This window comes from Lawsonibacter sp. OA9, from assembly GCF_022440585.1.
This window is the reverse complement of record NZ_JAKNTI010000022.1, coordinates 2,659,287-2,683,055: the sequence shown is the minus strand read 5'-3', so window position 1 is coordinate 2,683,055 and position 23,769 is coordinate 2,659,287. Positions and strand designations below refer to the sequence as shown.

The following is a 23,769-nucleotide window of genomic DNA, read 5'->3' as shown; positions in this document are numbered from 1 at the left end:
AAAACCACCCCCCTGGTGTAAACTGGGGAAAAGGGGTGAAACGGATGAAGCAATACGAATATAAAATAGCTGATATCAGGGTATCTATGGGGTTTGACGAGAAGAAAAAGGTGAGAGAAGCGGAGGAGCAGTGGAATGCGCTGGGCCGGGCAGGCTGGCAGTTTTGCGCACAGGTGAATGGGGGACTGGTGTTCATGCGGGAGATTCAGGATGAATCATGAACAGTATATGCGCCGGGCTCTGGAGCTGGCGATGGAGGCCCAGGCAGAGGGGGATGTGCCCGTAGGCTGTGTTATTGTTCAGGACGGAGAAATCGTTGGCGAGGGGCGCAACCGGCGGGAGGAACGGGGAGACGCCACCGCCCACGCGGAGCTGGAGGCCATACGGGACGCATGCGCCAGGACCGGAAGCTGGCGTCTTCACGGCTGTACCCTCTATGTAACGTTGGAGCCATGCCCCATGTGCGCTGGAGGGATCATCAACGCCCGCATTGACCGAATCTACTACGGAGCGGGAGATGAGAAGGCGGGCTGCTGCGGCTCGGTTCTCAATCTGTTCGAGGAACGCTTCAACCACCATCCCCGCATCTATCGGGGTCCCCTGCGGGAGGAGTGTGAAGCGGTCCTTCAGAAGTTTTTTGAGGCGCTGCGCTGAAAAGATTTAAAGGTTTTGTAACAACTGCGGATAACTTTTGTAATAACCCTTGGGTATACTGATACTCGCAAGGCAAGAGCATCTTTTCATTCTATCCTCCAATTTTTTTGGAAGACCGGCGGTTTGACCGCTGGTCTTTCCCCCCTTTTTGGGCAAAATTTTTGGATCCAGGAGAGATTTAAAACTTATGTAACAACTTGCGTTGGAATTGTTAATAAGTTTCTCTTATCATAAAATCTGCAAGAGACAGTTCGTTTCATTTTGATCCTCTTTTTCAACGGAAGCCCCCGGACGCCTTGGAGCAGGCGTCCGGGGGCTTTCGTCAGCGGCCCCGCAGGAAAAGAAAAGGCAGGCCTGTTCCAACTACAGGCCTGCCTTTTGATTTTTATGGGGAGGGGATACTTGTGTCAGCATTTCCCTGAACTTTCTTTTTCCGCATCAGCAGCAGGGTCATCAGCCCATGAAACAGCTCGCTTACAGGCAGCAGCAGGGAAATAAAGGTTACCTCCCCAAAATAGAAAAACCGCCACCACAGAAACCCCGCGGCCGCGAAGAAGCATACCGCATTACAGACAACGGAATTTTCCGCTGGCCGTATGGAGCACAGCGCCGTCCGGCCCAGGACCAGCAGCAATACAAGGATAAAGGCGGCAATGCCGGTCCCAAGGTCAAGGAGTAGGTATACAAGCTGATAGGGTACTCTGTGCCTTTTCCTGAAAGCCGGAGCAAGCCACATGACTCAGGAAAATAACAAGAAAAATACCGCAGTAATAGAGAAGCTGTTTCTATATCTTGTTCATCTGTTTCCTCCCTCGATCATTGGATGGACCCTTTGGCCGATTTGTTTCACTCTGCCTTTAGAGTACCTTATTTTTCCCCTTGTTTCAATCTATCACCAGAATTTTCGTAAAAAAGACGAAAAGGCTCAAGGACCTCGGAAATTCCCGCTTTCTTGGGGGGAGACTCACGGGACAAAAGGAGCGGAGCCCTGGGGATGTCCCGGAGCTCCGCTCGATACTATATTGTGATCCTTCCAAAATCACAGGCCGCTTTTCCAAAGGGGAGAAGAGAAAATCAGCACTTCTCAAAGATGGTGGCAACGCCCTGGCCGCCGCCGATGCACAGGGTCGCAAGGCCCTTCTTGGCGTCGTCGCGCTTCTGCATCTCATGGAGCAGAGTGACAATGATGCGCGCGCCGGAGGCTCCCACGGGGTGACCCAGAGCGATAGCGCCGCCGTTGACGTTGACCTTGCTCATGTCGAAGCCCAGCTCGCGGGCCACGGCGATGGACTGGGCGGCAAAGGCCTCGTTGGCCTCCACCAGATCCATGTCCTCGATCTTCAGGCCGGCCTTGGCCATGGCCTGACGGGAGGCGGGCACGGGGCCCACGCCCATGATCTTGGGATCCACGCCGCCCTGGCCCCAGGAGACCAGCTTGGCCATGGGCTTCAGGCCGTACTTCTCCACGGCCTCGCCAGAGGCCAGGATGATAGCGGCGGCGCCGTCGTTGATGCCGGAGGCGTTGGCGGCGGTGACGCGCTGCTGGCCCTTGTCAGCGGACTCCTTGATGCCGGTGGGCTCGAAGGTGTGCTCCACGGCGGGGGCGGGGGATTCAGGCCCCACAGGGAAGGCGCCCTTCAGCTTGGAGATACCCTCGGCGGTGACGCCGGCGCGGGGGAACTCGTCCACTTTAAACTCCACCATCTGCTTCTTCTGCTTGACCATCACGGGGACGATCTCGTCGTCAAAGCGGCCGGAGTTGATGGCGGCCTCAGCCTTGTTCTGGGAGGAGGCGGCAAACTCGTCCAGCTCCTGGCGAGTGATGCCCCACACGTCGCAGATGTTCTCGGCGGTGGTACCCATGTGGTAGTTATTAAAGGCATCCCACAGGCCATCCTTGATCATGGTGTCTACCACCTTCTTGTCACCCATGCGGGCGCCCCAGCGCTCGGCAGGCAGGGCGTAGGGGGCGGCGGACATATTCTCGGTGCCGCCGGCCACAATGATGTCGGCGTCGCCGGCCATGATGGTACGGGCGGCCTCGATGACGGACTTCATACCGGAGCCGCACACCATGCCCACGGTGTAGGCGGGGACGGAGGTGGGCACACCGGCCTTGATGGCAGCCTGACGGGCCACATTCTGGCCCAGGCCAGCGGTGAGGATGCAGCCAAACATGACTTCGTCCACCTGCTCAGGCTTGACGCCGGCGCGGGACAGGGCCTCCTTGATGACGGTAGCGCCCAGATCAGCGGCGGGGATATCCTTCAGGGAGCCGCCGAAGGAGCCGATGGCGGTGCGGCAGCAGTTGACAACGTAGATGTCTTTCATAGCTTCTGTTACCTCCAAAATTTATTTGGCGTCCAGAGGGACGCCCACGATTTCCGCTCTTGTTCTGATTATATCGGAGGAAAGGGGAAAAAGCAATCAATTTTTCTGTCCAAGGGTGCCTCTTTCCTGCCTGTGATTGACAAAATCGCAAAAATTATATCAGCGGAAGGGCAAAAATTATGTAAAATAGTGAATTTTTTAACAAAATCCCCCGGCTCTATTTTAAGCCGGGGGAGGGAAGAAGGCTTCAGTCCGCAAGGACGGCCTCCTGGTAGAGGGCCGCCACAGAGGTATCTCCGGTAGAAACGCTTCCGACAGCCGTTTCCTCATCGTGGAGGACCAGCTCATACTGGGAGCCCAGGCCGCTGAACGTCCGAAGCCATTCCAGTGTGCGGCTGGCGTTGGGCGTCAGGGTGATGCTGAGGGAGGAGGAATAAGTCTGGCCGACGGGACTGCTCTCTGCGGCGGGGGCATACTGGCCGCCGCGGCCGGGCTGCTCCTCAAGGGGTAGCTCCCATTGGAAACGCAGGTCGGTGCGGTAGGTGTTTCGCAACCGCTCCTCGTCGCTGAAGAGATAGCGTACGCCGATGCTCCCATCAGCAAAGTCAGCCTTGACCGCTTCCCACAGGCCCTCCAGGTCCTCCCCGGCGGCGCCGTCCAGATACAGGGTGCTCCGATCTTCCCCCTCCGGGGACAGGGAATTGGGCAGCATCCGGACATCGGTGAGATAGGCCTCCACCAGCCGGCCCTGTTCCTCGAAAGAGGCAAAATTATACACCATGGAGATCAGGCCGCGGTTCTGGATCAACTGGTCGGCCAGCTGAGTGACAGAGCCCTCCTTGTCCAACTCATCCAGGAAGATGGGGACGCTGGAATATTCACGGGACAGGGTGGACCCATCCTTCAGCGTATAGGTCACATAGAAAAAGATGTAGTCATCACCGTATATGCTGTAATTGTCAGCTCCATTCCGGTCCCTCTCATTGATGATGGCCTGGTGGAGGTCCAAGACCTGCTGGATCTGGCCGGGCTCGGTGATCTGGGACAGATGGAAGCCGCTGATATCCATGGGGTATCCCATGTCTGCCGATAGATTGATGGAAGCGACTTGGCCGGCATCGGGAATCCGGCTCTCCACGCCAAAGAGATCATAGACACAGGCGGCGCATAACAGAGCCATGGCGGCCGCCACCGCCGCGCAGCCTTTCCAGGCGTTTAGCACCCGGAAGGATTTTTTTAGCAGCATCTCAGCGGTAAAATAGCCCGCTACGGTCCAAAACAGCACACAGGCGGTGAGGAATACGGCGTCTGCCTGCCAGCCCAAAAAAGTGCTGGTAAAGGTGCCAAAGCACAGTCCGGCGCAGAAGGAGACCCCATATTTAAAAATAGGCCGGACCAGGGGGATGGACACTACATCCCCGGCGGATTCCACATGACGGTGGCGGTAGACCAGCAGGGCTAAAAGGGCAAAAACCAGTCCGGCCACGGCGTAGATGGCCACGGTGGAGGGGGAGGCGAGACCCCACTCCCTAGTCACAGCGGCCCCGCTCTCCCCCGTCTGGACCACATTCCAGTTACAGGCCTGGGACAGCAGATAGACGGGGGTACACCACTCTACCAGTCTGCCCCCCACCCAGCCCCGGCCGGGGAAGCCGTAGAAAAAGCGGTTCATCAGCTCCGCCAGCAGGGTGGAGATCACCATGACCAGAAAATTCAGAATGACATAGAAGGCGGGCAGGGCCAGGATGTGGCCGGTAAACATGGCGCAGAAGGCGGCAAAGGAGAAGAAAAACAGAGCGGTGCCGCTCTGAACCAGCAGCCAGACAGCCAGGGCGGCCAGCGCCTCTCCCCAGCACTCCATAGGCAGAAAGGCCAGTTCGGCGGCCGCCGTCACCAGAGCCACCGCCAGATGGGGCAGCAACAGGCAGGACAGACCGGCCAGATACTGGGTGGTGAACAAGGCCTCCCGCCGCAGGGGCAGCGCGTGCATCATGGCGGCGGACCGGTTATTGTACAGATAGCCGAAGGAGGCCATGGCGGCCAGCGCCCCAAAGACCAGAGAGAGGGCCACTCCCATAGTCAGGAGATAGGGGATGTCCAGGGCGGCGGAGGTCAGCATGGACTGAAGGTCCAGCTCTCCCTGATATCGCTCCTGAAGCCAGAAAAACTGATTGAGCAGGTTCAGAGGGATCAGAAAGGCCCAAATCACCCCATACAGGGCCCAAAGGGGCCAGAAGCGGGTCATAGTTTTGCGGTAGAGGGTGGAATTAAAGCACGATGTCGCGGACCCCATAGTCCTCACCTCCCATTTCATAGATAAAGATTTCCTCCAGGGACAGGGGCAGTGCCTCCATCAGAATGGGGGAATACACCGCCATCCTGGTCTTGATGTCCGCTGGGCTGCCCCGGACAATCAGAGTGAACACCCGACCTACCTGGGTGGTGTGGAGGACGTTCATATCCTGGGGCAGTTGGGGCAGATGCCCGTCCTGGAAGGCCACCTGGAGCTTGACCACGTTATCCTGAAGGTCGGTGAGGGACCGTTCCAGAAGTACCTTGCCATGGGACAGGATGCCCACATGGTCGCACACGTCCTCCAGCTCCCGCAGGTTGTGGGAGGACACCAGCACCGTGGTCCCCCGCTGGGCCACGTCACCCATCAGCAGGGACCAGACCTGACGGCGCATCACCGGGTCTAACCCGTCTACCGGCTCATCCAGCACCAGTACCTCCGGCTGGCAGCACAGGGCCAGCCAGAAGGCGGACTGCTTCTGCATCCCTTTGGACAGGCGGCGGATGGGCTGCTTCTCATCCACCTCGGGGAAGGCATCCTTCAGCGCCTCATATCGCTTGGCGTCAAATTGGGGGTACATCCCCCGGTAGAACCGCATCATGTCCCGGGTGGAGGCGGAGGCGAAATAATACAGCTCATCCGGAATGGTGGCGATCTTGGCCTTCACAGCGGGATTTTCATAGACCGGCTGGCCGTCAACCAAGACGCTGCCGGAATCGGGGCGGTAGACGCCAATGATGTGTCGCAGGATGGTGGATTTTCCGGCGCCGTTGGGGCCCACAAGGCCGTAGATAGAGCCCTTCTCCGCCGTCATGGTCAGACCGTCCAGGGCCCGGAAGCCCTCGAAGGTCTTGACTACGTTGTTTACCTTTATCATGGTTCCTCTCCTCCTTCCAGAGCCCGGATGCGGGCCCATAACTCCTCGCCGTTGACCCCTAGAAACAGCAGCTCCGCCGCTGTCTGGTCAAAGGTCTGGAACAGGGCGTCCCGCCGCCCGGTGTCCACCCCGCTGTTGGGGGCGGCAAAGGAGCCTTTGCCTGGCACGGAGCAGAGATAGCCCTCGGACTCCAGAGCGTCGTAAGCCCGCTGGATGGTATTGGGATTGATGGCCAGGGAGCTGGCCATGGTACGGACAGAAGGGAGCTTTTCTCCCTCCTGAATGACTCCGGATACCATCAGCTTCCGCAGGCCGTCCTTCACCTGTTCATAGATGGGACGGGAATCCCGAAAGTCTAGGTTGAGCAAAGCGATTCCTCCTCTCTCGGCGGGACGCCGCCGGATCTGGTCTGTAGATATTTACTGTAGTTCGGCCTGAAAGCCTGTTGCCTCGTCCCCGGAGAGTATCACAGTGTAACACGCTCCATACTGGGCGGGGATAGATACCTGGTCCGTAGTGCCTAAGGGGGTGGTCCTGCCCTCCGCATAGGGGGAAAAATCGATGGAGAAGCCAATCGGATCTGCACCGTCTAGGTAGGCACGGGAGAAACAGGGGACAAGTTCGCTTTCCGCTGTCAACTCTTCTCCGTCCAAGTCGGCCATTCCCCCAGAACCATAAAAGACTCCATCCAGATAGCAGCTCCAGAAGATCTGCTGTATGCCGGAACTCCTGCAGATAATCTGGACCTGAAAGGCGTCTTGCTCCGCAGCGGCGCAACTGGTCAACCCCAAACACAGCAGGCAGGCACCCAGGAAACAGAGGCTTTTTTTCATCCCGCGCATCGCGACCTCCCACACTCAAAACTGTATTAATTGTATTAGTACACATAGTATATCGAAGAGAGCGGGAAAAAACAATTAAGAACTTCTTAAATTTTCTCCTAAGAAAAAAAGAACCGAGGGCGGGACCGGCAAAGGTCCCGCCCTCGGTTTCAAAAACAGAGGTCGGACTTACGACTGGGACATATAGGAGTAGTAGACAAAAACAAGATTTCACCAGTCTTATAGGCGAAAAGCAGATATGGTCGGGGCTAAAACAATACAAATTAGAAGGAAGTAAAAAAGTTAGAGGACCCTGGCGCAAATTTTTATTGAATTGTTGACGGAACGTGTTATGATTAGAAAAGGAAAATTTGTCTTTTACCAGAAATACCCCAAATCCCGGAATATAAGGAGGACCAGTGAATGTTTCGTGCAATCGGATTTATTGGCACCGGCAATATGGGCTCCGCCCTGGCCCGGGCCGCGGACAAGGGAGCCGCCCCTGGCGCCCGTCTCTATCTGTCCAACCGAACACCCGCTAAGGCGGAGGCGCTCTGCAACCAGCTCTCTCGGGCCCAGATGTCTGATAATCAGGAGATTGCCAGGTCCTGTGATACGATCTTCCTGGGGGTGAAGCCCCAGATGATGGCCGCTGCTTTAAAGGATTTGGTTCCCGTCCTTGCCGCCCGGACCGACCGTTTCGTGGTGGTCAGTATGGCGGCCGGACTGACCTTTGAAACGCTTACTTCCCTGCTGGGCGGCTCCTATCCTCTGATTCGCATTATGCCAAACACCCCCGCCTCCATCGGGCAGGGCATTGCCCAGTTCTGTGTTCAAGGGGTAACGGAAGAGGAGAAGGCGGGCTTTTTATCTCTAATGGCCCCCTCCGGTCTGCTGGATGAGATGGATGAGCCCCTGATGGCGGTGGCCAACTGTGTATCCGGCTGTGGCATTGCCTTTGCCGCCATGTTTTTGGAGGCGCTGGCCGACGGCGGTGTGGCTTGTGGACTGGCCCGGGATAAGGCCATGATTTGCGCCGCTCAGACCCTTGTGGGCACAGGGGCCCTATATCTGGCTGAAAAGACCCATCCCGGCGCCATGAAGGATGCGGTGTGCTCCCCCGGCGGATCCACCATTCAGGGGGTACGGCTGCTGGAGGAGCGGGCTTTCCGGTCCGCCGCCACCGACGCTGTAATTGCCGCCTATGAAAAGACCATGAAGATGACCCAGCAGGGATCTACGCCCTCCGGCCAGCTCCTCTCGCCGGACCAGAAGAAATAGTATGAGGTGATTCCAATGCGCATCGTAGTCAAAGTAGGCACCTCCACCTTAGCCCACGCCACTGGGCGATTGAACATCCGCCATGTGGAGGAGCTGGTCAAGGTGCTGTCCGACCTGAAAAACGCCGGACATGAGGTGATTTTGGTGTCCTCCGGCGCAATCGGCATGGGAGTAGGCAAGCTGAATCTATCCGGCCGGCCGGCTGATATGCCCACCAAGCAGGCCGCCGCCGCGGTGGGCCAGTGTGAGCTGATGTATACCTATGATAAGCTGTTTGCCCAGTACAACCACACAGTAGCCCAGATCCTGTTGACCGGAGAGGACGTTGACCACGACGACCGCCGGCAGAACTTTGAGAACACGATGGCCCGACTGCTGGAGCTGGGCGCTCTGCCTATCATTAATGAGAACGACACCGTTGCCACCGCCGAGATCAAGGTGGGGGACAACGACACGCTGGGCGCAATCGTAGCCTGCTCGGTGGAGGCCGACCTGCTGGTCCTTCTGTCCGACATCGAGGGGCTGTATACTGCCGACCCCCGCAAGGACCCCGCCGCCCGCCTTATCCCCACAGTGGAAGAGGTCACACCGGAAATCGAGTCCCTGGCTGACGGTAAGGGAAGCGAGCTGGCGGTGGGCGGCATGGGGACCAAGCTTCGGGCGGCCAAAATGGTCACCCAGCGGGGCTGCGATATGGTTATCACCAACGGCGCGCGCCCAGAGAACCTCTATGACATCGTAGACGGCCGGGCCGTAGGTACCCGCTTCCTGGGGAAGATTGCCCTGGAGGCCGCGCATCAAAAAGGACGGGAGACCGGGCGATGAAAAAAGTAAAGATCACCGTTCTGCGCAAGACACTTCAGGAGGACTTGGCCAGGGAATACGGAGTGGAAGGACTGTCTGCCTGTCCCATGCTTCAGGAGGGAGAGGTATTCTATGCCGACTACGCCAAACCTGACGGGTTGTGTGATGAGGCATGGAAGGCGATCTATCAATATGTATTTGCCCTGGCCCACGGGGCGGGCCAGGAGCCCTTCTACTTTGGGGACTGGATCCGCACCCCCGGTGTTGCCATCTGCTCCTGCAATGACGGCCTGCGCCCCGTCATCTTCAAGCTGGAGGCCACCGATCAGGATGTCCAAATCAATTACGTACCAGTGAACTGAGCTCACAGACGGAAAGAAGAGATGTGCCGCTATGCCTGTAACCATGCTCCCGTCCTTCCTCTTATATTGTTTTACAGGCGGCATTACCCCCGGCCCCGCCAACCTGTGCTCCCTGTCGGCGGCCCTGCGGTATGGTCCCGGTGCGGCCCTGCGCCAATGGCGCGGGCTGTTTACCGGGTTCCTCCTCATCTCTCTGGTCTCGGTGGCCATCACTTGGCGGCTGGGCGCGGCGCTGGGCCAATACGTGGGAATGCTGTCCTGGCTGGGCGCGGTGTATATGCTGTGGCTGGCCTGGCACATAGCGCGCAGCCCGAAGTCCGGGGCTGCCAAGGACCCGGCCGCCCCCACTTTCCGGACCGGGCTGCTTATCAACCTGACAAATGTGAAAATCATGATTTTCTGTCTGACCGCGTTGAGCGCCTATGTGCTGCCCTATACCCGATCCTTCTGGGCCCTGCTGGGCGTGGGGCTGTTTCTCCCCTTCACTGGGCCGGTCTGCAACCTGGTATGGCTCTTTGCTGGGGCCTCCCTGCAGTCCCTGTTCACCAGCCACCGCGGGGCGGTAGATACCACAATGGCCGCCGCCCTAGTCCTGTGCGCGTTTAGCTTGGTATGGCCCTTTTTTACCGAGGGCCCTGCCTCCCTCGTCTCTGGTTGAAATCGAGTGTGCGCCCGTCCTTTTCTATGCTGACCTACCATGATAAAGAGGTGTTTGATATGACGACACAAGAACTGCTGCAAAAGGCCAAGGCATCCAAGGCCGCCATGGCTCTGGCAGATACTGACCGGAAAAACCGTGCCCTGCTGGCTATGGCGGATGCGCTCATCGCCCGCGCAGACCCCATCCTGGCGGCGAACGCCCTGGATATGGAGGCGGCCAGAGGGACCATCTCTGAGGTGATGCTGGACCGGCTGGCCCTGAATGAGAACCGGATTGCCGGAATGGCACAGGGTGTCCGGGAGGTGGCTGATCTCCCAGATCCGGTGGGCGTCGTCCTGAACCGAGTGGACCGGCCAAATGGCTTGGTGATTCAACGGGTCTCTGTTCCCATGGGGGTCATCGCTATCATCTACGAGTCCCGGCCCAACGTGACCTCCGACGCCGCCGCTTTGGCCCTGAAGGCCGGGTCTGCCTGCGTGCTCCGCTGTGGCAAGGAGGCCCACCACTCAGCCGCCGCCATTGTGGCTGCCCTGAAGGATGGGCTGTCCTCTGCCGGCCTGCCCAGCGAGGCACTCCAGCTGGTGGAGGACACCACCCGCCAGTCGGCGGGGGAGCTGATGGCGGCCAGGGGCCTGGTAGACCTGCTCATTCCCCGTGGCGGGGCGGGGCTGATCCGGGCGTGTGTGGACAACGCCGCCGTCCCGGTACTGGAAACAGGCACCGGCATTTGCCACATCTATGTGGACCAGTGGGCCAATCAAACGATGGCCTTGGACATTGTGGAGAACGCCAAATGCTCTCGGCCCAGTGTGTGCAACGCCGCCGAGGTGTGCCTGGTCCACCGGGCCATCGCCGAGGAGTTCCTGCCCAAGCTGCGTCGGCGGCTGACGGAGGACCGGGCTGCCGCCGGCCTGCCCCCCGTGGAACTGCGCCTGGACCGCTCCGCCGCGGCGGTCATTCCGGGCACTCCCGCCGGGGAGCGGGACTTTGACACGGAGTTTTTGGACTACATTCTGGCAGTCAAGGTAGTAGACAGCTTGGAAAACGCGGTGGACCACATCGCCGCCCACTCCACCGGCCACTCTGACGCCATTGTCACCGGCGACGAGAGGGCTGCCCACGCCTTTCAACAGCGGGTGGACTCTGCCGCCGTGTACTGGAACGCCTCCACCCGCTTTACCGACGGCGGTGAATTTGGACTGGGGTGTGAGATGGGCATTTCCACCCAAAAGCTCCATGCCCGGGGCCCCCTGGGGCTGGCGGAGCTGTGTTCCTACAAAACTATCGTCCGGGGCAGCGGCCAGATACGATAGATTTGGTAAATTTTTTGTCTGGTATTTTTCCAGCTTTTGTGTATAATGAGCCCAGAGAATGACTTTTCCAGAAGGAGAAAGGATGGATTCCCATGAATCGTCATATTTTGGATTTCCTCCAGACTACCCGTGAGCTGTTGGAGTCTGACCAGGTGCGGATGATGGGCCGGTGGAAGCACCATGGCCCTATTTCCACCCTGGACCATTCCCTGTTTGTGGCCTACTTGTCCTACCGCGCCGCCAAGGTACTGGGGCTGGATGCTCGGGCCGCTGCCCGGGGAGGACTGCTCCACGACCTGTATCTGTACGACTCTAAGGATAAGTCCGCCCATCCCGGCTGGCAGTGCTTTGACCATCCGCGGGCGGCCGCTCGAAACGCCGGGGAGCTGACCTGGCTGTCCGACAAGGAGCGGAACATCATCCTGTCCCATATGTGGCCCCTGGGTGGAGCTCTGCCCAGGTCTCGAGAGGCTTGGCTGGTGGACCTGGTGGACACCCTTTGCGCCGGACTGGAAATGTCCCGCGTTTACCATCCCGCCCGTCTGCGGGAGCGGCTCGGAGTGCGCCCCCTCCTGCCCGCCTGTGCCTGATTTTTATCTCTCCTCCACCTGCTGGAGGAGAGTTTTTTTGCGAAGTTGGGGGATTTTGCGGTGAAATTGTGCTTTCTGGCCTTTTTGAAAAAATTTTCCTTGTCACGGGAAAAAAGACCTGATAATATGCTATAATGTCTATAGTCCTGATTTCAGGGCCTGTTAAGCCAGAGCAAAAGGAGAATTCAATATGCGTGATCGTCAGGCCGCTTTGGAAGCCAAACGCCAGGCTCTGCTGGAGGCGGGCGTGGATATGATGGACCCCTCCTCTGTGTATGTGGAGGACTCGGTCCAGGTGGGCGAGGGGACCCTGCTCCTCCCCGGCACCATTTTACGCGGGGACACCGTGGTGGGCAGGAACTGCCAGATTGGGCCCAACGTGATGCTCACCAGCTGCACAGTGGAGGATGAATGCGCCATCAACGCCTCCCAGTGTGAGGAGAGCGTCATTCGGAAGGGCTGCCAAATTGGCCCCTATACCCACATCCGCCCCCACTGTGTGGTAGGTGAGGGGTCCAAGATCGGCGCCTTTGTCCAGCTGAAGAACTGCAATCTGGGCAAAGGGACCAAGATGGCCCACCTGACTTATGTGGGGGACAGCGACGTGGGGGACGACTGCAACTTTGGCTGCGGCACCGTCACCTGCAATTATGACGGCTTTCAGAAGCACCGCACCATCATCGGAAGCAACGTGTTCGTGGGCTGCAACACCAACTTTGTCCCCCCAGTACAGATTGGGGACGGGGCCTTTATCGCCGCTGCTACCACGGTTACCCAGGATGTGCCCCAGGACGCCATGGTCATCGGCCGCACCCGCCAGCAGGTGAAAGAGGGCTGGGCCGCCGCCAACCGGGAGAAAAAGCGCAAAAAGTGAGGGGACGCCTCACACAACATAGGAACGGGGCCGGCGGCGACAGCCGGACCCAAAAATATTAGGAGGAAGCTGTATTATGATCGCACACGGGAAGGATATCAAGGTCTTTACCGGCAATTCCAACCCCCAGCTGGCCAAGGACATCTGTAAGGAGCTGGGCATCCCCCTCGGGAGCTCCGAGGTAGGAGCCTTCTCCGATGGAGAAAATTTTGCCTCCATCTATGAGACTGTCCGCGGCTCCGACGTTTTCGTGGTCCAGTCCACCTGCTCCTTTGTCGATGAGGGAAAGCCCGGCACCGTCAACGATTCCCTGATGGAACTGCTCATCATGATCGATGCCCTGAAGCGGGCCTCCGCCGGCCGCATCACCGCTGTTATCCCCTATTTCGGCTACGCCCGCCAGGACCGCAAAACCAAGCCTCGGGACCCCATCTCCGCCAAGCTGGTGGCCAACCTGATCACCACGGCGGGAGCGGACCGGGTGCTGACCATGGACCTCCACGCCAACCAGATCCAGGGCTTCTTTGATATCCCAGTGGACAATCTGTTGGGCTCCCCCATCTTTGTGGAGCACTTTACCCAGAAGTACGCCTCCTGCCATGATGACACTATGATCGTGTCGCCCGACGTAGGCTCCGTGGCCCGGGCCCGGGCCTTTGCCCAGAAGCTGAATATGCCCCTGGCCATCGTGGACAAGCGCCGCCAGAAGGCCAACTCCTCCGAGGTCATGAATATCATCGGTGATGTGCGGGATAAGCACGTCATCCTTCTGGACGACATGGTGGATACCGGCGGTTCTCTGTGCCACGCGGCTAAGGCGCTGGTAGAGATTGGCGGCGCCCGGGATGTTACCGCCTGCGCCTCCCATGGCGTGCTGTCCGGCCCCGCCATCCAGCGCATCATGGACAGCGTGCTGGACGAGGTGATCTTCCTGAATACCATCCCCGCGAAGCCTGGTATCCAGTGCCCCAAGATCAAGTACATCTCTGTGGCCCACATGTTTGCCGAGGCCATCAGCCACATCTACATGGAGACCTCCGTTTCTCCCCTTTTCCTGTAAGAACAAACCTCCAGGGGCGGGCTTTTGCCCGCCCCTGTTTTCAAAGAAGGGACCGCGATGTTTTTGAAAAAAGATGCCGGCGGCATCAACTGGCTGCTGGTCTGCCTGGGAAATCCCGGAGAAAAGTACGAAGATACCCGCCACAACGTGGGCTTCATGGTGGCCGACGAGATCGGCGAGCGCCAGCACGCCCCCATCCAGAAGCTGAAATTCAGGGCGCTGACCAATATCTTCACCATTTCCGGGGAAAAGGTGCTGGTGATGAAGCCGGTCACCTATATGAACCTGTCTGGCGAGGCGGTGCGGCAGGCGGCAGATTTTTACAAGGTTCCGCCTGACCATGTGCTGGTAGTGTTGGACGATACCGCGCTGGCTGTGGGCAAACTGCGCGTCCGGAGGGGCGGCTCCGCCGGCGGACACAACGGGTTGAAAAGCATCATCCAGCACCTGGGCACAGATCAGTTTCCCCGCCTGCGGGTAGGCGTGGGCGAGAAGCCCCACCCGGACTACGACTTGGCCGACTGGGTGCTGGGCAGGTTCACCGGCGAGGACAAGAAGGCCATCGACGCCGCGGTGAAGCGAGCGGCCGACGGGGTGGAGTGTATTTTGAAGGACGGCCTGGAGCAGGGAATGAATCGGTTTAACGGGTAGGGCAGAACTTTTTGAGGAGGGTGTCCAGATGGGAGAGCTGATGACCGGGATCGCCTGCGGCCGGACACTGAAGAAGCTGGCGGGGATGGCCCGCCCCCTGTGGGAGCGGTGCGACCCAATGCCGCTGAGGCGCGCCATCGAGAATCGGTATGCCGGCGGCCCCCGGCGGGAGCGCCAGCTGGTCCAAGATCTCTATACCACCTATTATGTGGGTGCCCTGATCGCGGCGGGGGAGGTAGTGACGCCGGAATCTGTGATGAAGGCCCAGTTAGAGGACAGGCACAGCGGCAACGGCGCCCTGTACTGGGGGCTGGCCGCCCTGATCCATATCCAGTGGGAGCGCTGGGACCAGGCCCTTCAGGCCCAGGTTCAGGCCATGGCCAACTATGACGACTGCCCCCTGCGGCGGGACGTCCGGCGGGAGCTCCAGCGCCTGCTGTGCGTCACGGGCTACGCCTTGAAGATCCACAGTAGTACCCTGGAGGGGCTGGAGGACGATTTGTCCGCCTTGGCAGACAGCGCCGTCAACCGGTTCCAGCGGGTAGAGGCCCGGCTGCTGCTGGGGCGGTATCACCTGACTGTGGGAAATACCCAGGCGGCCCGGGACCATCTGGAATTTGCGCTGGCCCAGGGCGGGGAAACCTATGTCGGGCTGCTGGCGGACGACCTGCTGAGGGAGCTGGAGGGCCGGGAGCCCAGCCCGGAGCGCCAATGGCGTCGGGCCATGCTTCGGGTGGAAGAGGAAACCAGGAGGATGGCGGATACCTGCGACCCTTGGCCCCTGCTGGCGGCCCTGGAGGCTGCCCAGGCCTGTCAGATCCCTGCCCCTGCCCGCGCCGGACTCCGGATGCTGGAGGCCACCGCTCTGGTCAGCCTGGGCCGGGAGGAGGAGGCCGAGGCCCTGCTGGACCAGGTCCCGGACCAGGAGCAGGGGGATTACAGGATGCAGAAGCTGCAACTCAGGGCCATCCTGTGCAACCGCCGGGGCCGGACCGAGGAGGCGGAGGAGCTGGCCGGAAAGATGGAGGAGCTGATGGTCCAGGCGGGCAGGGACAATGGACGGCGGGAGGTGTTTTGCCTCCGGTGCACCGCCCGCCTCAAGCGGGGGGAGGCGGATGGACTGGAGGAGGGCCTTCGGCGGTACATCACCTGCGGCGGGCCTCTCCTTTCTCAGGTCGGTGACCACTTGCTGCTGGGCCGGTACTGCCTGGCTGTGGGGAGAATAGAGGAGGCCGGGGAGCACCTGACCTTTGCGGCGGAGCGGGGCGGGCCCATGTATGTGGGAAAAGAGGCGGCGCAGCTGCTTCGGACCCTCCGCCAATCCCCGCGGGACGGAAAAAATTAAGAGAGAATTAAGAGAATATACCTCTTTTTTTAACAGAGCCGTGCTATTCTGACCGGGCAATACATAGGATTTCAGGAGGTATTCTGTGATGAACCGATGGATTTTAACCCATGCCCGGCTAGCCTTCTGGCTGTGGACTGTTCCCTCCCTGGCCCTGTTGGTCTGGTATGCCGCGCGGAACGAGGGGGAGGGCCTAATGACCGCCTACGCCCTGTTTGTCCTCTGGGAAGCGGCGGGGTTTTGGGGGATCAACGGATTCCTGTGCGGCTGGGCCCGGCGGCCGGCATTCCGGGCGATGGACGAGTATTGTGACCCGGAACCCCTGCTGGAACTGTGCCGCATGGTGCTGAAGCAGAACCCCAAGTCCCTTTTTTACCGGGTGTTTGAGGGCTATGCCCTGGCTCTGTTGGGCCGGCGTAGGGAGGCGGAGGACTCTGCTCACATGGCCGCGGAGCAGCCCCGGCTGTGGAAAAACCCGCCCCTTCTAGCTGTGTGGCTCACCCAGCTCCCTCCAGAGGACCCGGAGCGGGAACGAGGAGAGCTGGCCATGGAACGGCTGGTCCGCCGGCTCTCTCCCCAAAAGCGGGCTGTCCTGGCCAGGGCCGGGACCATGCGGGACCGGGCGGCCCAGATCCAGGAGGCGCGGCCTGAGCTAGAGCCTCTGCTGCTGGCCGATCTGGAACAGGCCGGCTGTACCCGGGAACAGGTAGCGGCCCACATGGCGCTGGGGATCTATTACCAGCGCCGGGGGTTGGAGAACAAGGCCCAGGAGCATCTGTCCTTTGTGGTTGCCCGCGGGGGACGGCTGGCAGTCCGTACGGAGGCGGAGCGGATGCTGTGCCGCCTATCAGGAAAGGGTTGAGGCAAGCGGGGGAGAACGTCCTTCCGGTTCGCCTGGGTTTTCTTCCTTTTGGATGACCCTCTGAACGGGGCGGTCCCACTTACCGCCCTGTTCCTCTTGACACGGGCCTATTCTGGAGTAAACTTTTATCCATACCAAAGAGATCACCCCCTGTCCGGTTGGATTGGGGGCTTTGCCGCGTTGCTTCGGAGGTTTTGTTATGATGCAGCTGCTTATTGACGCCCTGAACCGCATCCCTGAATTCCAGCAGCTCCTCTCCGCCCTGGAGGGGGGCCGCTCTCCCGCCGCCCTGTCCGGTGTGGCGGCGGTCCACCGGGCTCACATGGCCGCGGGGATTGGGACGATGACCGGGCGGCCCGTGGTAGTGGTGTGTGCCGACGAAGGGGAGGGGGAACGGCTGGCCCGGGATCTGACTGCCTTCGTAGGTCAGGAGGTGCCGGTTCTTACCCCGCGCTCCTTTACCTTCCACAATGCCGCCACCGTCTCCCGCCAGTGGGAGCACCGGAGGCTGGCCCTGATGGAGAAGCTGGCCGCGGGGCGGCTTCCCTTCCTGGTAGCCACGGTGGAGGGCTTGCTCCAGCGCACCCTTCCGCCACAGGCGCTGGAGCAGTATTGCTTCCGACTGAAAGTCGGCCAGAGCCAGGACCTGGCCCAGCTGGCGGAAGCCCTGTCGGCCGCGGGATACATCCGGTGTGACCAGGTGGAGGGTGTGGGCCAGTTCGCCCTCCGGGGCGGCATCCTGGATGTGTATGCCCCCGGTATGGATGCCCCAGCCCGGGTGGAGTTTTTCGGGGATGAGGTGGACGCCATGGGTTCCTTTGACCTGTCCACCCAGCGGCGGACGGAAAATTTGGAGGAGGTCCGTCTTCTCCCGGCCGCCGAGACGCTGCCTCAGCTGGCCCCAGGGGGACTGGCCGGGTTGTCGGAGCGGCTCCGCCAACTGGCGGCTAAGGCCGCCCAGAACGGCTTAAAGGAGCTGGCAGCCACCTTGGAGCAGGACCGGGAGGCCATTTCCCAGGGCCGTTCCTTCCCGGCTATGGACCGCTATCTGCCGTTGATCTACCCCAAGGCGGCTTCCGCCGCCCACTATCTCCCCGGAGATGCCTGTGTGGTATTCTCCGAATGCGCCCGGGTGGCTGACCGGGCCAAGACCTGGCAGTGGCAGCTGGATGAGGACGTGAAGTCCCTGCTGGAGCGGGGGCTGCTGGATGGCTCCTGCGGCGAGCTGTCCCTGACCTTCTCCCAGCTCACCGCCCTGCTGCGGGACTGGCCGGTGGTCTATCTGGACTCCTTTACCACCTCCGCCTATCCTGACCCGCCCAAGGTGCTGCTGTCCATCACCGCCAAGCAGCTTCCCTCCTTTGGGGCCAGTCTGGAGACGGCGGTCCAGGACTTGGCTCACTACCAGAACAGCGGCTTTTCCTCCTTGGTGCTGGTGTCCGGGGAGCAGCGGGCCTTGGATCTACAGGGACTGCTCCGGGAGCAGAAGGTAAAGTCGGCTGTGGATTTCCAGATGAAGGAGCTGCCCCGGCCTGGGCAGACGGTCATCACCGTGGGCGGCCTGTCCGGGGGAATGGAGTATCCATCCATCCAACTGGCCGTCATCACAGAGGGCGACCCGCGGGCCATCAAAAAGCCGCGGGCCCGGAAAGATGCCACCAACCGGCAAAAGCTGAAGTCCTACGCCGACCTGTCCCCCGGCGACCTGGTGGTTCATGAGCACCATGGAGTGGGCCGCTATGTGGGTATGGTCAAAATGCAGGTAGACGGCGTGGAGAAGGACTATGTGAAGATCGCCTATGCCGGCACCGATGTGCTCTATGTCCCAGCCACCCAACTGGATATGGTGTCCAAGTACATTGGCGGCGGCGAGGACGCGGCGGAGACCAAGAAGCTGAACAAACTGGGGGGCACCGAGTGGGAGAAGGCCAAGACCCGGGCCAAAAAAGCGGTTCAGGACCTGGCCAAGGGGCTTATTCAGCTCTACGCCCAGAGACAGCGTCAGCCAGGATATGCCTTTTCTCCTGATTCCCCATGGCAGAGGGAGTTCGAGGAGCAGTTCGAATACACCGAGACGGAGGACCAGTTGCGCTGCATCCAGGAGATCAAAACAGATATGGAGCGGGCCTCCCCAATGGACCGCCTCCTCTGTGGCGACGTGGGCTACGGAAAGACGGAGGTAGCCTTCCGGGCCATGATGAAGTGCGTGCTGGACGGCAAGCAGGCCGCTATCCTGGTGCCTACCACCGTATTGGCCCGTCAGCACTATCTCACCGCCCTGCGCCGCTTTGCCAAATATCCGGTGAACATTGACGTGGTGTCCCGGTTCCGTACCCCCGCCCAGATGAAGGAGACACTGCGTCAGGTGGAGAACGGTTCGGTCGATATCCTGATTGGCACTCACCGCCTGTTCAATAAGGATGTGAAGTTCAAGGATCTGGGGCTGCTGGTGGTGGACGAGGAGCAGCGTTTCGGTGTGCAGCACAAGGAGAAGCTGAAGGAGCAGTTCAAGCAGGTGGACGTCCTTACCCTGTCCGCCACCCCCATCCCACGCACACTGAATATGGCCCTGTCCGGTATCCGGGATATGTCTACCCTGGAGGAACCGCCGGCGGACCGCCAGCCGGTCCAGACCTATGTGCTGGAGCACGATTGGGGGGTGTTGGCCGACGCCATGCGCCGGGAGCTGGAGCGGGGCGGCCAGGTCTACTACCTCCACAACCGGGTGGAGACCATCGACCGCTGCGCCGCCCGTGTTCAGACGCTGCTGGGGGAGGATGCGGCGGTGGGTGTGGCCCACGGCAGGATGACCCAGGAGGCCATCGACGACGTGATGAGCCGGATGACCGACGGGGAGTTGAACGTGCTGGTGTGTACCACCATCATCGAGACGGGCATCGACCTGCCCAACGCCAACACCCTTATCATCGAAAACGCCGACCAGCTTGGCCTGGCCCAGCTCCACCAGATTCGGGGCCGGGTGGGCCGGTCCAGCCGCCGGGCCTTCGCCTATCTGACCTACCGTCGGGGCAAGGTGCTCACCGAGGTGGCCTCCAAGCGGCTGGAGGCTATCCGGGAGTTTGCCGAATTTGGCTCCGGCTTCAAGATCGCCATGCGGGATCTGGAGATCCGGGGGGCGGGCAATGTGCTGGGTCCGGAGCAGAGCGGCTTTATGCTCTCGGTGGGCTATGATATGTACTTGAAGCTGCTGGAGGAGGCCGTCCTGCTGGAGCAGGGACAGGAGGTCCCCACACGTGCCGAGTGCTCCGCCAACCTGTCGGTGGCCGCCTCCATCCCCGACCGGTATGTGCCCTCCCCGGAGCAGCGGATGGACCTGTACCGTCGCATCGCCGCCATCCGGGAGGAGAGCGACGCTGACGACCTGGTGGATGAGCTTATCGACCGCTACGGCGAGCCTCCAAGGACTGTAAACAACCTGATCTCCGTGGCGCTGCTCCGGGCGGACGCCGCCCGGGCCGGCGTCACCGACATCGACCAGAGGAATGGCTGCCTGCTGCTGACCATCCCTCAATTCGATCTGCGTCAGGTATCCCTCCTGTGTGGAGATCGCAAGTACAAGGGCCGGCTCCTTTTCTCCGCCGGGGAGCTCCCGTATCTCTCCCTGCGGCTGAAGCAGGGGGAGGACGCTCTGCGGGCGGCCCGTACCCTGGTGGCCGACTACGCCGCCGGAGGTGAGGGGCCCGTGGAGGAGTGACCGCCCGCCGTGGCCCGGCCCGTGCCCCAGGGGAGCGGGCCCTCACTTGCCCTTGCTCCCCGCTTCATTTTGTGTTATGATGATATGCGTCCGCGGGCCTTTGGCCTAAGAGAGACAAAACTTGTCCTGATGAGAAAGGAATCCTATCTCCATGATCATGATGAAACGAATCCTGTCCCTGGCCCTTGCGCTGGCACTGGGGACCACGCTGTTGAGCGGCTGCTCCAAGGGGGACGGCTCGGAGGACAGCAGCACCAGCGGCTCTTCCGCCGACACCTCCGCCCCCTCTGAAGTTGAGCCCATGGACCTGACCGGGGTCACGGACCCCTATCAGGCTACCGCCGGCGTCCCCGGAAACACCGTAGTGGCCAAGGTGGGCGACTATGAGATCACCGCTGAAAGCCTGCTCTACTGGCTGAACTACAACATCGAGTATCAGTTGCAGCAGTATGCCATGTTTGGCCTGACCGACCTGCCATGGGACAGCGAAACAGAGGACGGCACCTTAGCGGACACGCTAAAGAACGCTGCCCTTCAGATTGCCGCCTATTACCGCCTGGTTCCGGAACTGTGCGCGGAGAAAGGGCTGTCCCCAGATCAGGAGATGCTGGACCAGGTGGCGGCCTTTCTAGACAGCGCCGTTCAGGAGCTGGGCGGCCAGGAAACGATGGAGCACTACTTTTGGGCCAGCATGATGACCCCGGACCAGTTCCGCAGTATGTACGAGGGGGTCAGCCTGGATGAACAGCTCCAGGAGCTCTACTACGGCGAGGGGAGCGAGGGCTATCCCACCGACGCCGAGGTGCTCTCCTATGCCCAGGATGAGCTGGGCGTCTATCGGGCCAAGCACATTCTGCTGCTGACCAAGGATATGGAGCAGACTGTCACCAATGAGGACGGGACCACCGGGTATGCCCCCTTAGACGACGCCACAGTAGCGGAGAAGAAGGCGCTGGCAGATGACCTGCTGGCCCAGCTAAGGGCTGCGGAGGACCCCATCGCCCTCTTTGACGAACTGATGAACGAGCACAGCGAGGACAGCGGCCTAGCCGCCAATCCTGATGGGTACACAACCACTAAGGGCCAGATGGTCCCAGAGTTTGAGAACACTGCTTTGGCCTTGAAGGACGGGGAGATCAGCGACGTGGTGGAGAGCACCTACGGCTACCACATCATCCTCCGGCTGCCCCTGGACCCCGCTGATTACCGCGGGCAGATGGTGGCGGACAAAATGGAGATTCTGAGTCAGCAGTGGCTGGATGAGTACGGCGTCGTGCCCACCGAGGCCTTTGAGCAGATCGATCCCATCACCTTCCGGACCCAGGTTACGGCCCTGCAGGCAGCGGTTCAGCAGGAGATCGCGGCCATCTATGAGGCCGCGGAGGATGACGCGGACTCCTCCGCCCCCTCCGATGGCTCCAGTCCCGCGACAGACAGTTCCAGCGCCTCTGGAAGCCAGGGATAAATCCAAAAAACGGGAGGCTCTCTTTTGAGAGCCTCCCGTTTTTTGCTGTTCAGGGAGCGGATTACTCCGCCCAGGCGATGAACTGGACCTCCACAGGGGCATTACCGGGCAGGGTGCCCATACCGATGGCGGCCCGGGCGCCGATGCCGGCGTCGCCCAGCTTCTCATAGAGATAGTCGGAAACCAGGTCGCCGATCTTGGCGTGGGAAGTAAAGTCGGGGGCGGCGTTGATATAAACAGTGAGGGACAGGATCTGGGTGATCTTCTCCCCAGGCTGTACACAGCTGAGGGCGGCGTTCAAGGCGTTGGCGGTGGCCTGGTCCGCGGCCTGGCGGTAGTCCTCTACGGAGACGCCGCTCTCCACCTTGCCGGACATAATCAGCTGGCCGTTCAGGCGGGGGGTCATGCCGGCGGTAAAGATCAGGTTGCCCTTCCGGACGGCGGGCTTATACTTGCCCTGCGGGATCGGATTACTCATAACAGACACTCCTTTATGTTTTGGTAATATTAAGTAGCGGCTGTGTTTAGGCGTGGTACCGCTGGGCCATCTGGCAGATGCGCTCCACAGCGGCCACGGCAGCCTGGTGATCCTGGGAGAAGTTCAGGCGGACGCTGTCCGTGAACTGGGGACCGAACTCGGTGCCGGGGGTGACGGTGACGGCGGCCTGAGCCCGGCACAGCTTAACGAACTGGTCCAGGGTGACCTTCAGAGCGGGGAGCTGGAGGAAGATGTAGCTGCCGCCCTCGGTGGGACGGGCCCAGCAGCCGGGGTACTTGGCGACAACCTTCAGCAGATCGTCCCGGATGGCCTTGTGGTCGGCTACCCGCTTCTCCATCCACCCATCGGGCTCGGAGAACCAGCTGAGATAGGCGGACTGGCAGTAGCCGGCGGTCCGCAGGGACACGATAGCCTGGAGCTTTTCCATGCGGGTGATGATGTGGGCGGAGCCGTAGGCCACACCCAGACGGAAGCCGCTGAGGGACTCGGTCTTGGAGGGGCCAATGATGGTGATCAGAGTGTCGGGCTTCTCCTCCAGGGCGCGCAGGTGGGTGTAGGGCTGGTCCTTATCGAAGAGCTGGCGGGAGTACAGCTCGTCGGCGATGACGGCCACATTGTACTTCTTGGCCAGCCGGCCGATGGCGGCCACCTCTTCAGGGGAGTAGATGACACCAGTGGGGTTATTGGGGTTGGAGTACAGGAATACCTTTACGCCGCTCTGGAAGGCCTTTTCCAGCGCCTCCAGGTCCAGACCGGAGTAACGGTCCACATCCTTCCAGTGGATGGGCACAGGGACCAGCTCGCCGTCAAAGAACTCCACCAGCTTGCGGTTGGCAAAATAGTCGGGTTCGATGATGGCCACCTTGTCCCCGCGACCGATGAGGGAGCCCATGGCCAGGAACAGTGCGCCCTGGGTGCCGGGAGTCAGAATCAGCTCGCTGGCCGCGTCCACAGGGGCGCCGCTAAACTCGGTGAGCTTCTGGGCCAGATAGGCGCGGATATCGCTCTTGCCGCGGTACTCGGTGTAGGCCTGGTGGCCGCCTCCCACCACATAGCCCTCTACAAACTTCTCCAAGCTGCCGGGGATGGGCTTGTGTGCGTCCACGTCGCCGTGGGAGAAGTCTACGGGGGTGCCGGGGATGGGATCGCCCTCCATGGGCAGAGCCTCCTGCTTCTGCAGGGTCTCCTGGCCGGGAGCGTTGTCACAGCCCAGCTTTGAGAATTTTTCAGTGATGTAATCCATATTCAACATACCTCCTGAATATTAGTCAGTGCCGTCTCCTCCAGAGGAGGAAGAGTGCCGGTCCGCCT

General features: G+C 60.6%; 23 protein-coding genes. 16 read left to right on the top strand and 7 right to left on the bottom strand.

Annotation, left to right across the window (positions count from 1 at the left end):
- The first annotated feature begins 44 nt into the window (after nucleotides 1–44).
- From MCG44_RS14205 to MCG44_RS14195, 3 genes are all read left to right on the top strand, one after another.
- On the top strand, nucleotides 45–221 hold the full coding sequence (locus tag MCG44_RS14205) for a hypothetical protein (RefSeq protein ID WP_240288850.1): 177 nt from the start codon (nucleotides 45–47) through the stop codon (nucleotides 219–221).
- Nucleotides 211–654 carry a tRNA adenosine(34) deaminase TadA gene (gene tadA, locus MCG44_RS14200; protein ID WP_240288849.1) on the top strand — a complete coding sequence of 148 codons (444 nt, stop codon included), beginning with the start codon at nucleotides 211–213 and terminating at the stop codon, nucleotides 652–654. The genes MCG44_RS14205 and tadA overlap by 11 nt, the downstream gene beginning before the upstream one ends.
- Before the next feature lie 460 nt (nucleotides 655–1,114).
- The gene (locus MCG44_RS14195) at nucleotides 1,115–1,333 is read left to right on the top strand and encodes a hypothetical protein (RefSeq protein ID WP_186853196.1); all 219 of its coding nucleotides are present in this window, start codon (nucleotides 1,115–1,117) and stop codon (nucleotides 1,331–1,333) included.
- 395 nt (nucleotides 1,334–1,728) lie between these two features.
- Here MCG44_RS14195 and MCG44_RS14190 read toward each other — a convergent pair whose 3' ends face one another.
- The 5 genes from MCG44_RS14190 to MCG44_RS14170 all read right to left on the bottom strand — a co-directional run bounded on the left by MCG44_RS14190 (nucleotide 1,729) and on the right by MCG44_RS14170 (nucleotide 6,988).
- A complete protein-coding gene (locus tag MCG44_RS14190) occupies nucleotides 1,729–2,985 on the bottom strand; it encodes an acetyl-CoA C-acetyltransferase (RefSeq protein WP_240288848.1) in 1,257 nt (418 codons plus the stop codon).
- A gap of 247 nt (nucleotides 2,986–3,232) precedes the next feature.
- Entirely contained in the window at nucleotides 3,233–5,278 is a 2,046-nt protein-coding gene (locus MCG44_RS14185; protein WP_240288847.1) for a hypothetical protein, read from the bottom strand.
- Nucleotides 5,253–6,155 (bottom strand): ABC transporter ATP-binding protein, encoded by a 903-nt coding sequence (locus MCG44_RS14180; RefSeq protein WP_240288846.1) that lies wholly within the window; start codon nucleotides 6,153–6,155, stop codon nucleotides 5,253–5,255. Before MCG44_RS14180 ends, MCG44_RS14185 begins: the two co-directional genes overlap by 26 nt.
- Complete coding sequence (locus MCG44_RS14175; protein ID WP_147572590.1) at nucleotides 6,152–6,523, bottom strand: GntR family transcriptional regulator; 372 nt, start codon at nucleotides 6,521–6,523, stop codon at nucleotides 6,152–6,154. Before MCG44_RS14175 ends, MCG44_RS14180 begins: the two co-directional genes overlap by 4 nt.
- 51 nt (nucleotides 6,524–6,574) lie before the next feature.
- A complete protein-coding gene (locus MCG44_RS14170; RefSeq protein WP_240288845.1) occupies nucleotides 6,575–6,988 on the bottom strand; it encodes a hypothetical protein in 414 nt (137 codons plus the stop codon).
- Nucleotides 6,989–7,399: 411 nt separating this feature from the next.
- Between MCG44_RS14170 and proC the strand changes: the two genes are divergently transcribed.
- The 13 genes from proC (at nucleotide 7,400) to MCG44_RS14105 (ending at nucleotide 21,959) form a co-directional block, all read left to right on the top strand.
- Nucleotides 7,400–8,257 carry a pyrroline-5-carboxylate reductase gene (proC, locus tag MCG44_RS14165; protein ID WP_240288844.1) on the top strand — a complete coding sequence of 286 codons (858 nt, stop codon included), beginning with the start codon at nucleotides 7,400–7,402 and terminating at the stop codon, nucleotides 8,255–8,257.
- Between the two features lie 15 nt (nucleotides 8,258–8,272).
- Nucleotides 8,273–9,082, top strand: coding sequence for a glutamate 5-kinase (proB, locus tag MCG44_RS14160; protein ID WP_186853183.1), 810 nt, complete (start codon nucleotides 8,273–8,275; stop codon nucleotides 9,080–9,082).
- Nucleotides 9,079–9,423 (top strand): TIGR04076 family protein, encoded by a 345-nt coding sequence (locus MCG44_RS14155; RefSeq protein ID WP_240288843.1) that lies wholly within the window; start codon nucleotides 9,079–9,081, stop codon nucleotides 9,421–9,423. The genes proB and MCG44_RS14155 overlap by 4 nt, the downstream gene beginning before the upstream one ends.
- A gap of 31 nt (nucleotides 9,424–9,454) precedes the next feature.
- On the top strand, nucleotides 9,455–10,081 hold the full coding sequence (locus MCG44_RS14150; RefSeq protein WP_186853181.1) for a LysE family transporter: 627 nt from the start codon (nucleotides 9,455–9,457) through the stop codon (nucleotides 10,079–10,081).
- Between the two features lie 59 nt (nucleotides 10,082–10,140).
- Nucleotides 10,141–11,397, top strand: coding sequence for a glutamate-5-semialdehyde dehydrogenase (locus MCG44_RS14145; protein ID WP_147572607.1), 1,257 nt, complete (start codon nucleotides 10,141–10,143; stop codon nucleotides 11,395–11,397).
- 92 nt (nucleotides 11,398–11,489) lie between these two features.
- A complete protein-coding gene (locus tag MCG44_RS14140; protein WP_147572609.1) occupies nucleotides 11,490–11,987 on the top strand; it encodes an HDIG domain-containing metalloprotein in 498 nt (165 codons plus the stop codon).
- 190 nt (nucleotides 11,988–12,177) lie between these two features.
- Complete coding sequence (locus tag MCG44_RS14135; RefSeq protein ID WP_147572611.1) at nucleotides 12,178–12,861, top strand: DapH/DapD/GlmU-related protein; 684 nt, start codon at nucleotides 12,178–12,180, stop codon at nucleotides 12,859–12,861.
- A 76-nt stretch (nucleotides 12,862–12,937) separates the two neighbouring features.
- Nucleotides 12,938–13,921, top strand: a complete 984-nt coding sequence (locus MCG44_RS14130; protein ID WP_147572613.1) for a ribose-phosphate pyrophosphokinase — start codon at nucleotides 12,938–12,940, stop codon at nucleotides 13,919–13,921.
- Between the two features lie 57 nt (nucleotides 13,922–13,978).
- Entirely contained in the window at nucleotides 13,979–14,572 is a 594-nt protein-coding gene (gene pth, locus MCG44_RS14125; RefSeq protein ID WP_240288842.1) for an aminoacyl-tRNA hydrolase, read from the top strand.
- 28 nt (nucleotides 14,573–14,600) lie between these two features.
- Nucleotides 14,601–15,917, top strand: coding sequence for a tetratricopeptide repeat protein (locus MCG44_RS14120; RefSeq protein WP_240288841.1), 1,317 nt, complete (start codon nucleotides 14,601–14,603; stop codon nucleotides 15,915–15,917).
- Between the two features lie 88 nt (nucleotides 15,918–16,005).
- Entirely contained in the window at nucleotides 16,006–16,779 is a 774-nt protein-coding gene (locus MCG44_RS14115) for a hypothetical protein (RefSeq protein ID WP_240288840.1), read from the top strand.
- Nucleotides 16,780–16,981: 202 nt separating this feature from the next.
- Nucleotides 16,982–20,494 (top strand): transcription-repair coupling factor, encoded by a 3,513-nt coding sequence (mfd, locus tag MCG44_RS14110; RefSeq protein ID WP_394803818.1) that lies wholly within the window; start codon nucleotides 16,982–16,984, stop codon nucleotides 20,492–20,494.
- A gap of 157 nt (nucleotides 20,495–20,651) precedes the next feature.
- Nucleotides 20,652–21,959: a peptidylprolyl isomerase gene (locus tag MCG44_RS14105; protein ID WP_186853178.1), complete on the top strand. Its 1,308-nt coding sequence runs from the start codon at nucleotides 20,652–20,654 to the stop codon at nucleotides 21,957–21,959.
- A gap of 61 nt (nucleotides 21,960–22,020) precedes the next feature.
- Here the strand turns inward: MCG44_RS14105 and MCG44_RS14100 are convergent, their stop codons facing one another.
- Both MCG44_RS14100 and MCG44_RS14095 read right to left on the bottom strand, forming a co-directional pair.
- The gene (locus tag MCG44_RS14100) at nucleotides 22,021–22,437 is read right to left on the bottom strand and encodes a RidA family protein (protein WP_147572623.1); all 417 of its coding nucleotides are present in this window, start codon (nucleotides 22,435–22,437) and stop codon (nucleotides 22,021–22,023) included.
- A 46-nt stretch (nucleotides 22,438–22,483) separates the two neighbouring features.
- Nucleotides 22,484–23,701, bottom strand: a complete 1,218-nt coding sequence (locus tag MCG44_RS14095; protein ID WP_147572625.1) for a pyridoxal phosphate-dependent aminotransferase — start codon at nucleotides 23,699–23,701, stop codon at nucleotides 22,484–22,486.
- Nucleotides 23,702–23,769 lie beyond the last annotated feature (68 nt).

Bases quoted from the DNA above. Each gene is read 5' to 3' on its own strand.
- MCG44_RS14205 (WP_240288850.1), top strand. From the start codon at position 45: ATGAAGCAATACGAATATAAAATAGCTGATATCAGGGTATCTATGGGG.
- tadA (WP_240288849.1), top strand. From the start codon at position 211: ATGAATCATGAACAGTATATGCGCCGGGCTCTGGAGCTGGCGATGGAG.
- MCG44_RS14195 (WP_186853196.1), top strand. From the start codon at position 1,115: ATGAAACAGCTCGCTTACAGGCAGCAGCAGGGAAATAAAGGTTACCTC.
- MCG44_RS14190 (WP_240288848.1), bottom strand. From the start codon at position 2,985: ATGAAAGACATCTACGTTGTCAACTGCTGCCGCACCGCCATCGGCTCC.
- MCG44_RS14185 (WP_240288847.1), bottom strand. From the start codon at position 5,278: ATGGGGTCCGCGACATCGTGCTTTAATTCCACCCTCTACCGCAAAACT.
- MCG44_RS14180 (WP_240288846.1), bottom strand. From the start codon at position 6,155: ATGATAAAGGTAAACAACGTAGTCAAGACCTTCGAGGGCTTCCGGGCC.
- MCG44_RS14170 (WP_240288845.1), bottom strand. From the start codon at position 6,988: ATGAAAAAAAGCCTCTGTTTCCTGGGTGCCTGCCTGCTGTGTTTGGGG.
- proC (WP_240288844.1), top strand. From the start codon at position 7,400: ATGTTTCGTGCAATCGGATTTATTGGCACCGGCAATATGGGCTCCGCC.
- proB (WP_186853183.1), top strand. From the start codon at position 8,273: ATGCGCATCGTAGTCAAAGTAGGCACCTCCACCTTAGCCCACGCCACT.
- MCG44_RS14155 (WP_240288843.1), top strand. From the start codon at position 9,079: ATGAAAAAAGTAAAGATCACCGTTCTGCGCAAGACACTTCAGGAGGAC.
- MCG44_RS14150 (WP_186853181.1), top strand. From the start codon at position 9,455: ATGCCTGTAACCATGCTCCCGTCCTTCCTCTTATATTGTTTTACAGGC.
- MCG44_RS14145 (WP_147572607.1), top strand. From the start codon at position 10,141: ATGACGACACAAGAACTGCTGCAAAAGGCCAAGGCATCCAAGGCCGCC.
- MCG44_RS14140 (WP_147572609.1), top strand. From the start codon at position 11,490: ATGAATCGTCATATTTTGGATTTCCTCCAGACTACCCGTGAGCTGTTG.
- MCG44_RS14135 (WP_147572611.1), top strand. From the start codon at position 12,178: ATGCGTGATCGTCAGGCCGCTTTGGAAGCCAAACGCCAGGCTCTGCTG.
- MCG44_RS14130 (WP_147572613.1), top strand. From the start codon at position 12,938: ATGATCGCACACGGGAAGGATATCAAGGTCTTTACCGGCAATTCCAAC.
- pth (WP_240288842.1), top strand. From the start codon at position 13,979: ATGTTTTTGAAAAAAGATGCCGGCGGCATCAACTGGCTGCTGGTCTGC.
- MCG44_RS14120 (WP_240288841.1), top strand. From the start codon at position 14,601: ATGGGAGAGCTGATGACCGGGATCGCCTGCGGCCGGACACTGAAGAAG.
- MCG44_RS14115 (WP_240288840.1), top strand. From the start codon at position 16,006: ATGAACCGATGGATTTTAACCCATGCCCGGCTAGCCTTCTGGCTGTGG.
- mfd (WP_394803818.1), top strand. From the start codon at position 16,982: ATGCAGCTGCTTATTGACGCCCTGAACCGCATCCCTGAATTCCAGCAG.
- MCG44_RS14105 (WP_186853178.1), top strand. From the start codon at position 20,652: ATGATGAAACGAATCCTGTCCCTGGCCCTTGCGCTGGCACTGGGGACC.
- MCG44_RS14100 (WP_147572623.1), bottom strand. From the start codon at position 22,437: ATGAGTAATCCGATCCCGCAGGGCAAGTATAAGCCCGCCGTCCGGAAG.
- MCG44_RS14095 (WP_147572625.1), bottom strand. From the start codon at position 23,701: ATGGATTACATCACTGAAAAATTCTCAAAGCTGGGCTGTGACAACGCT.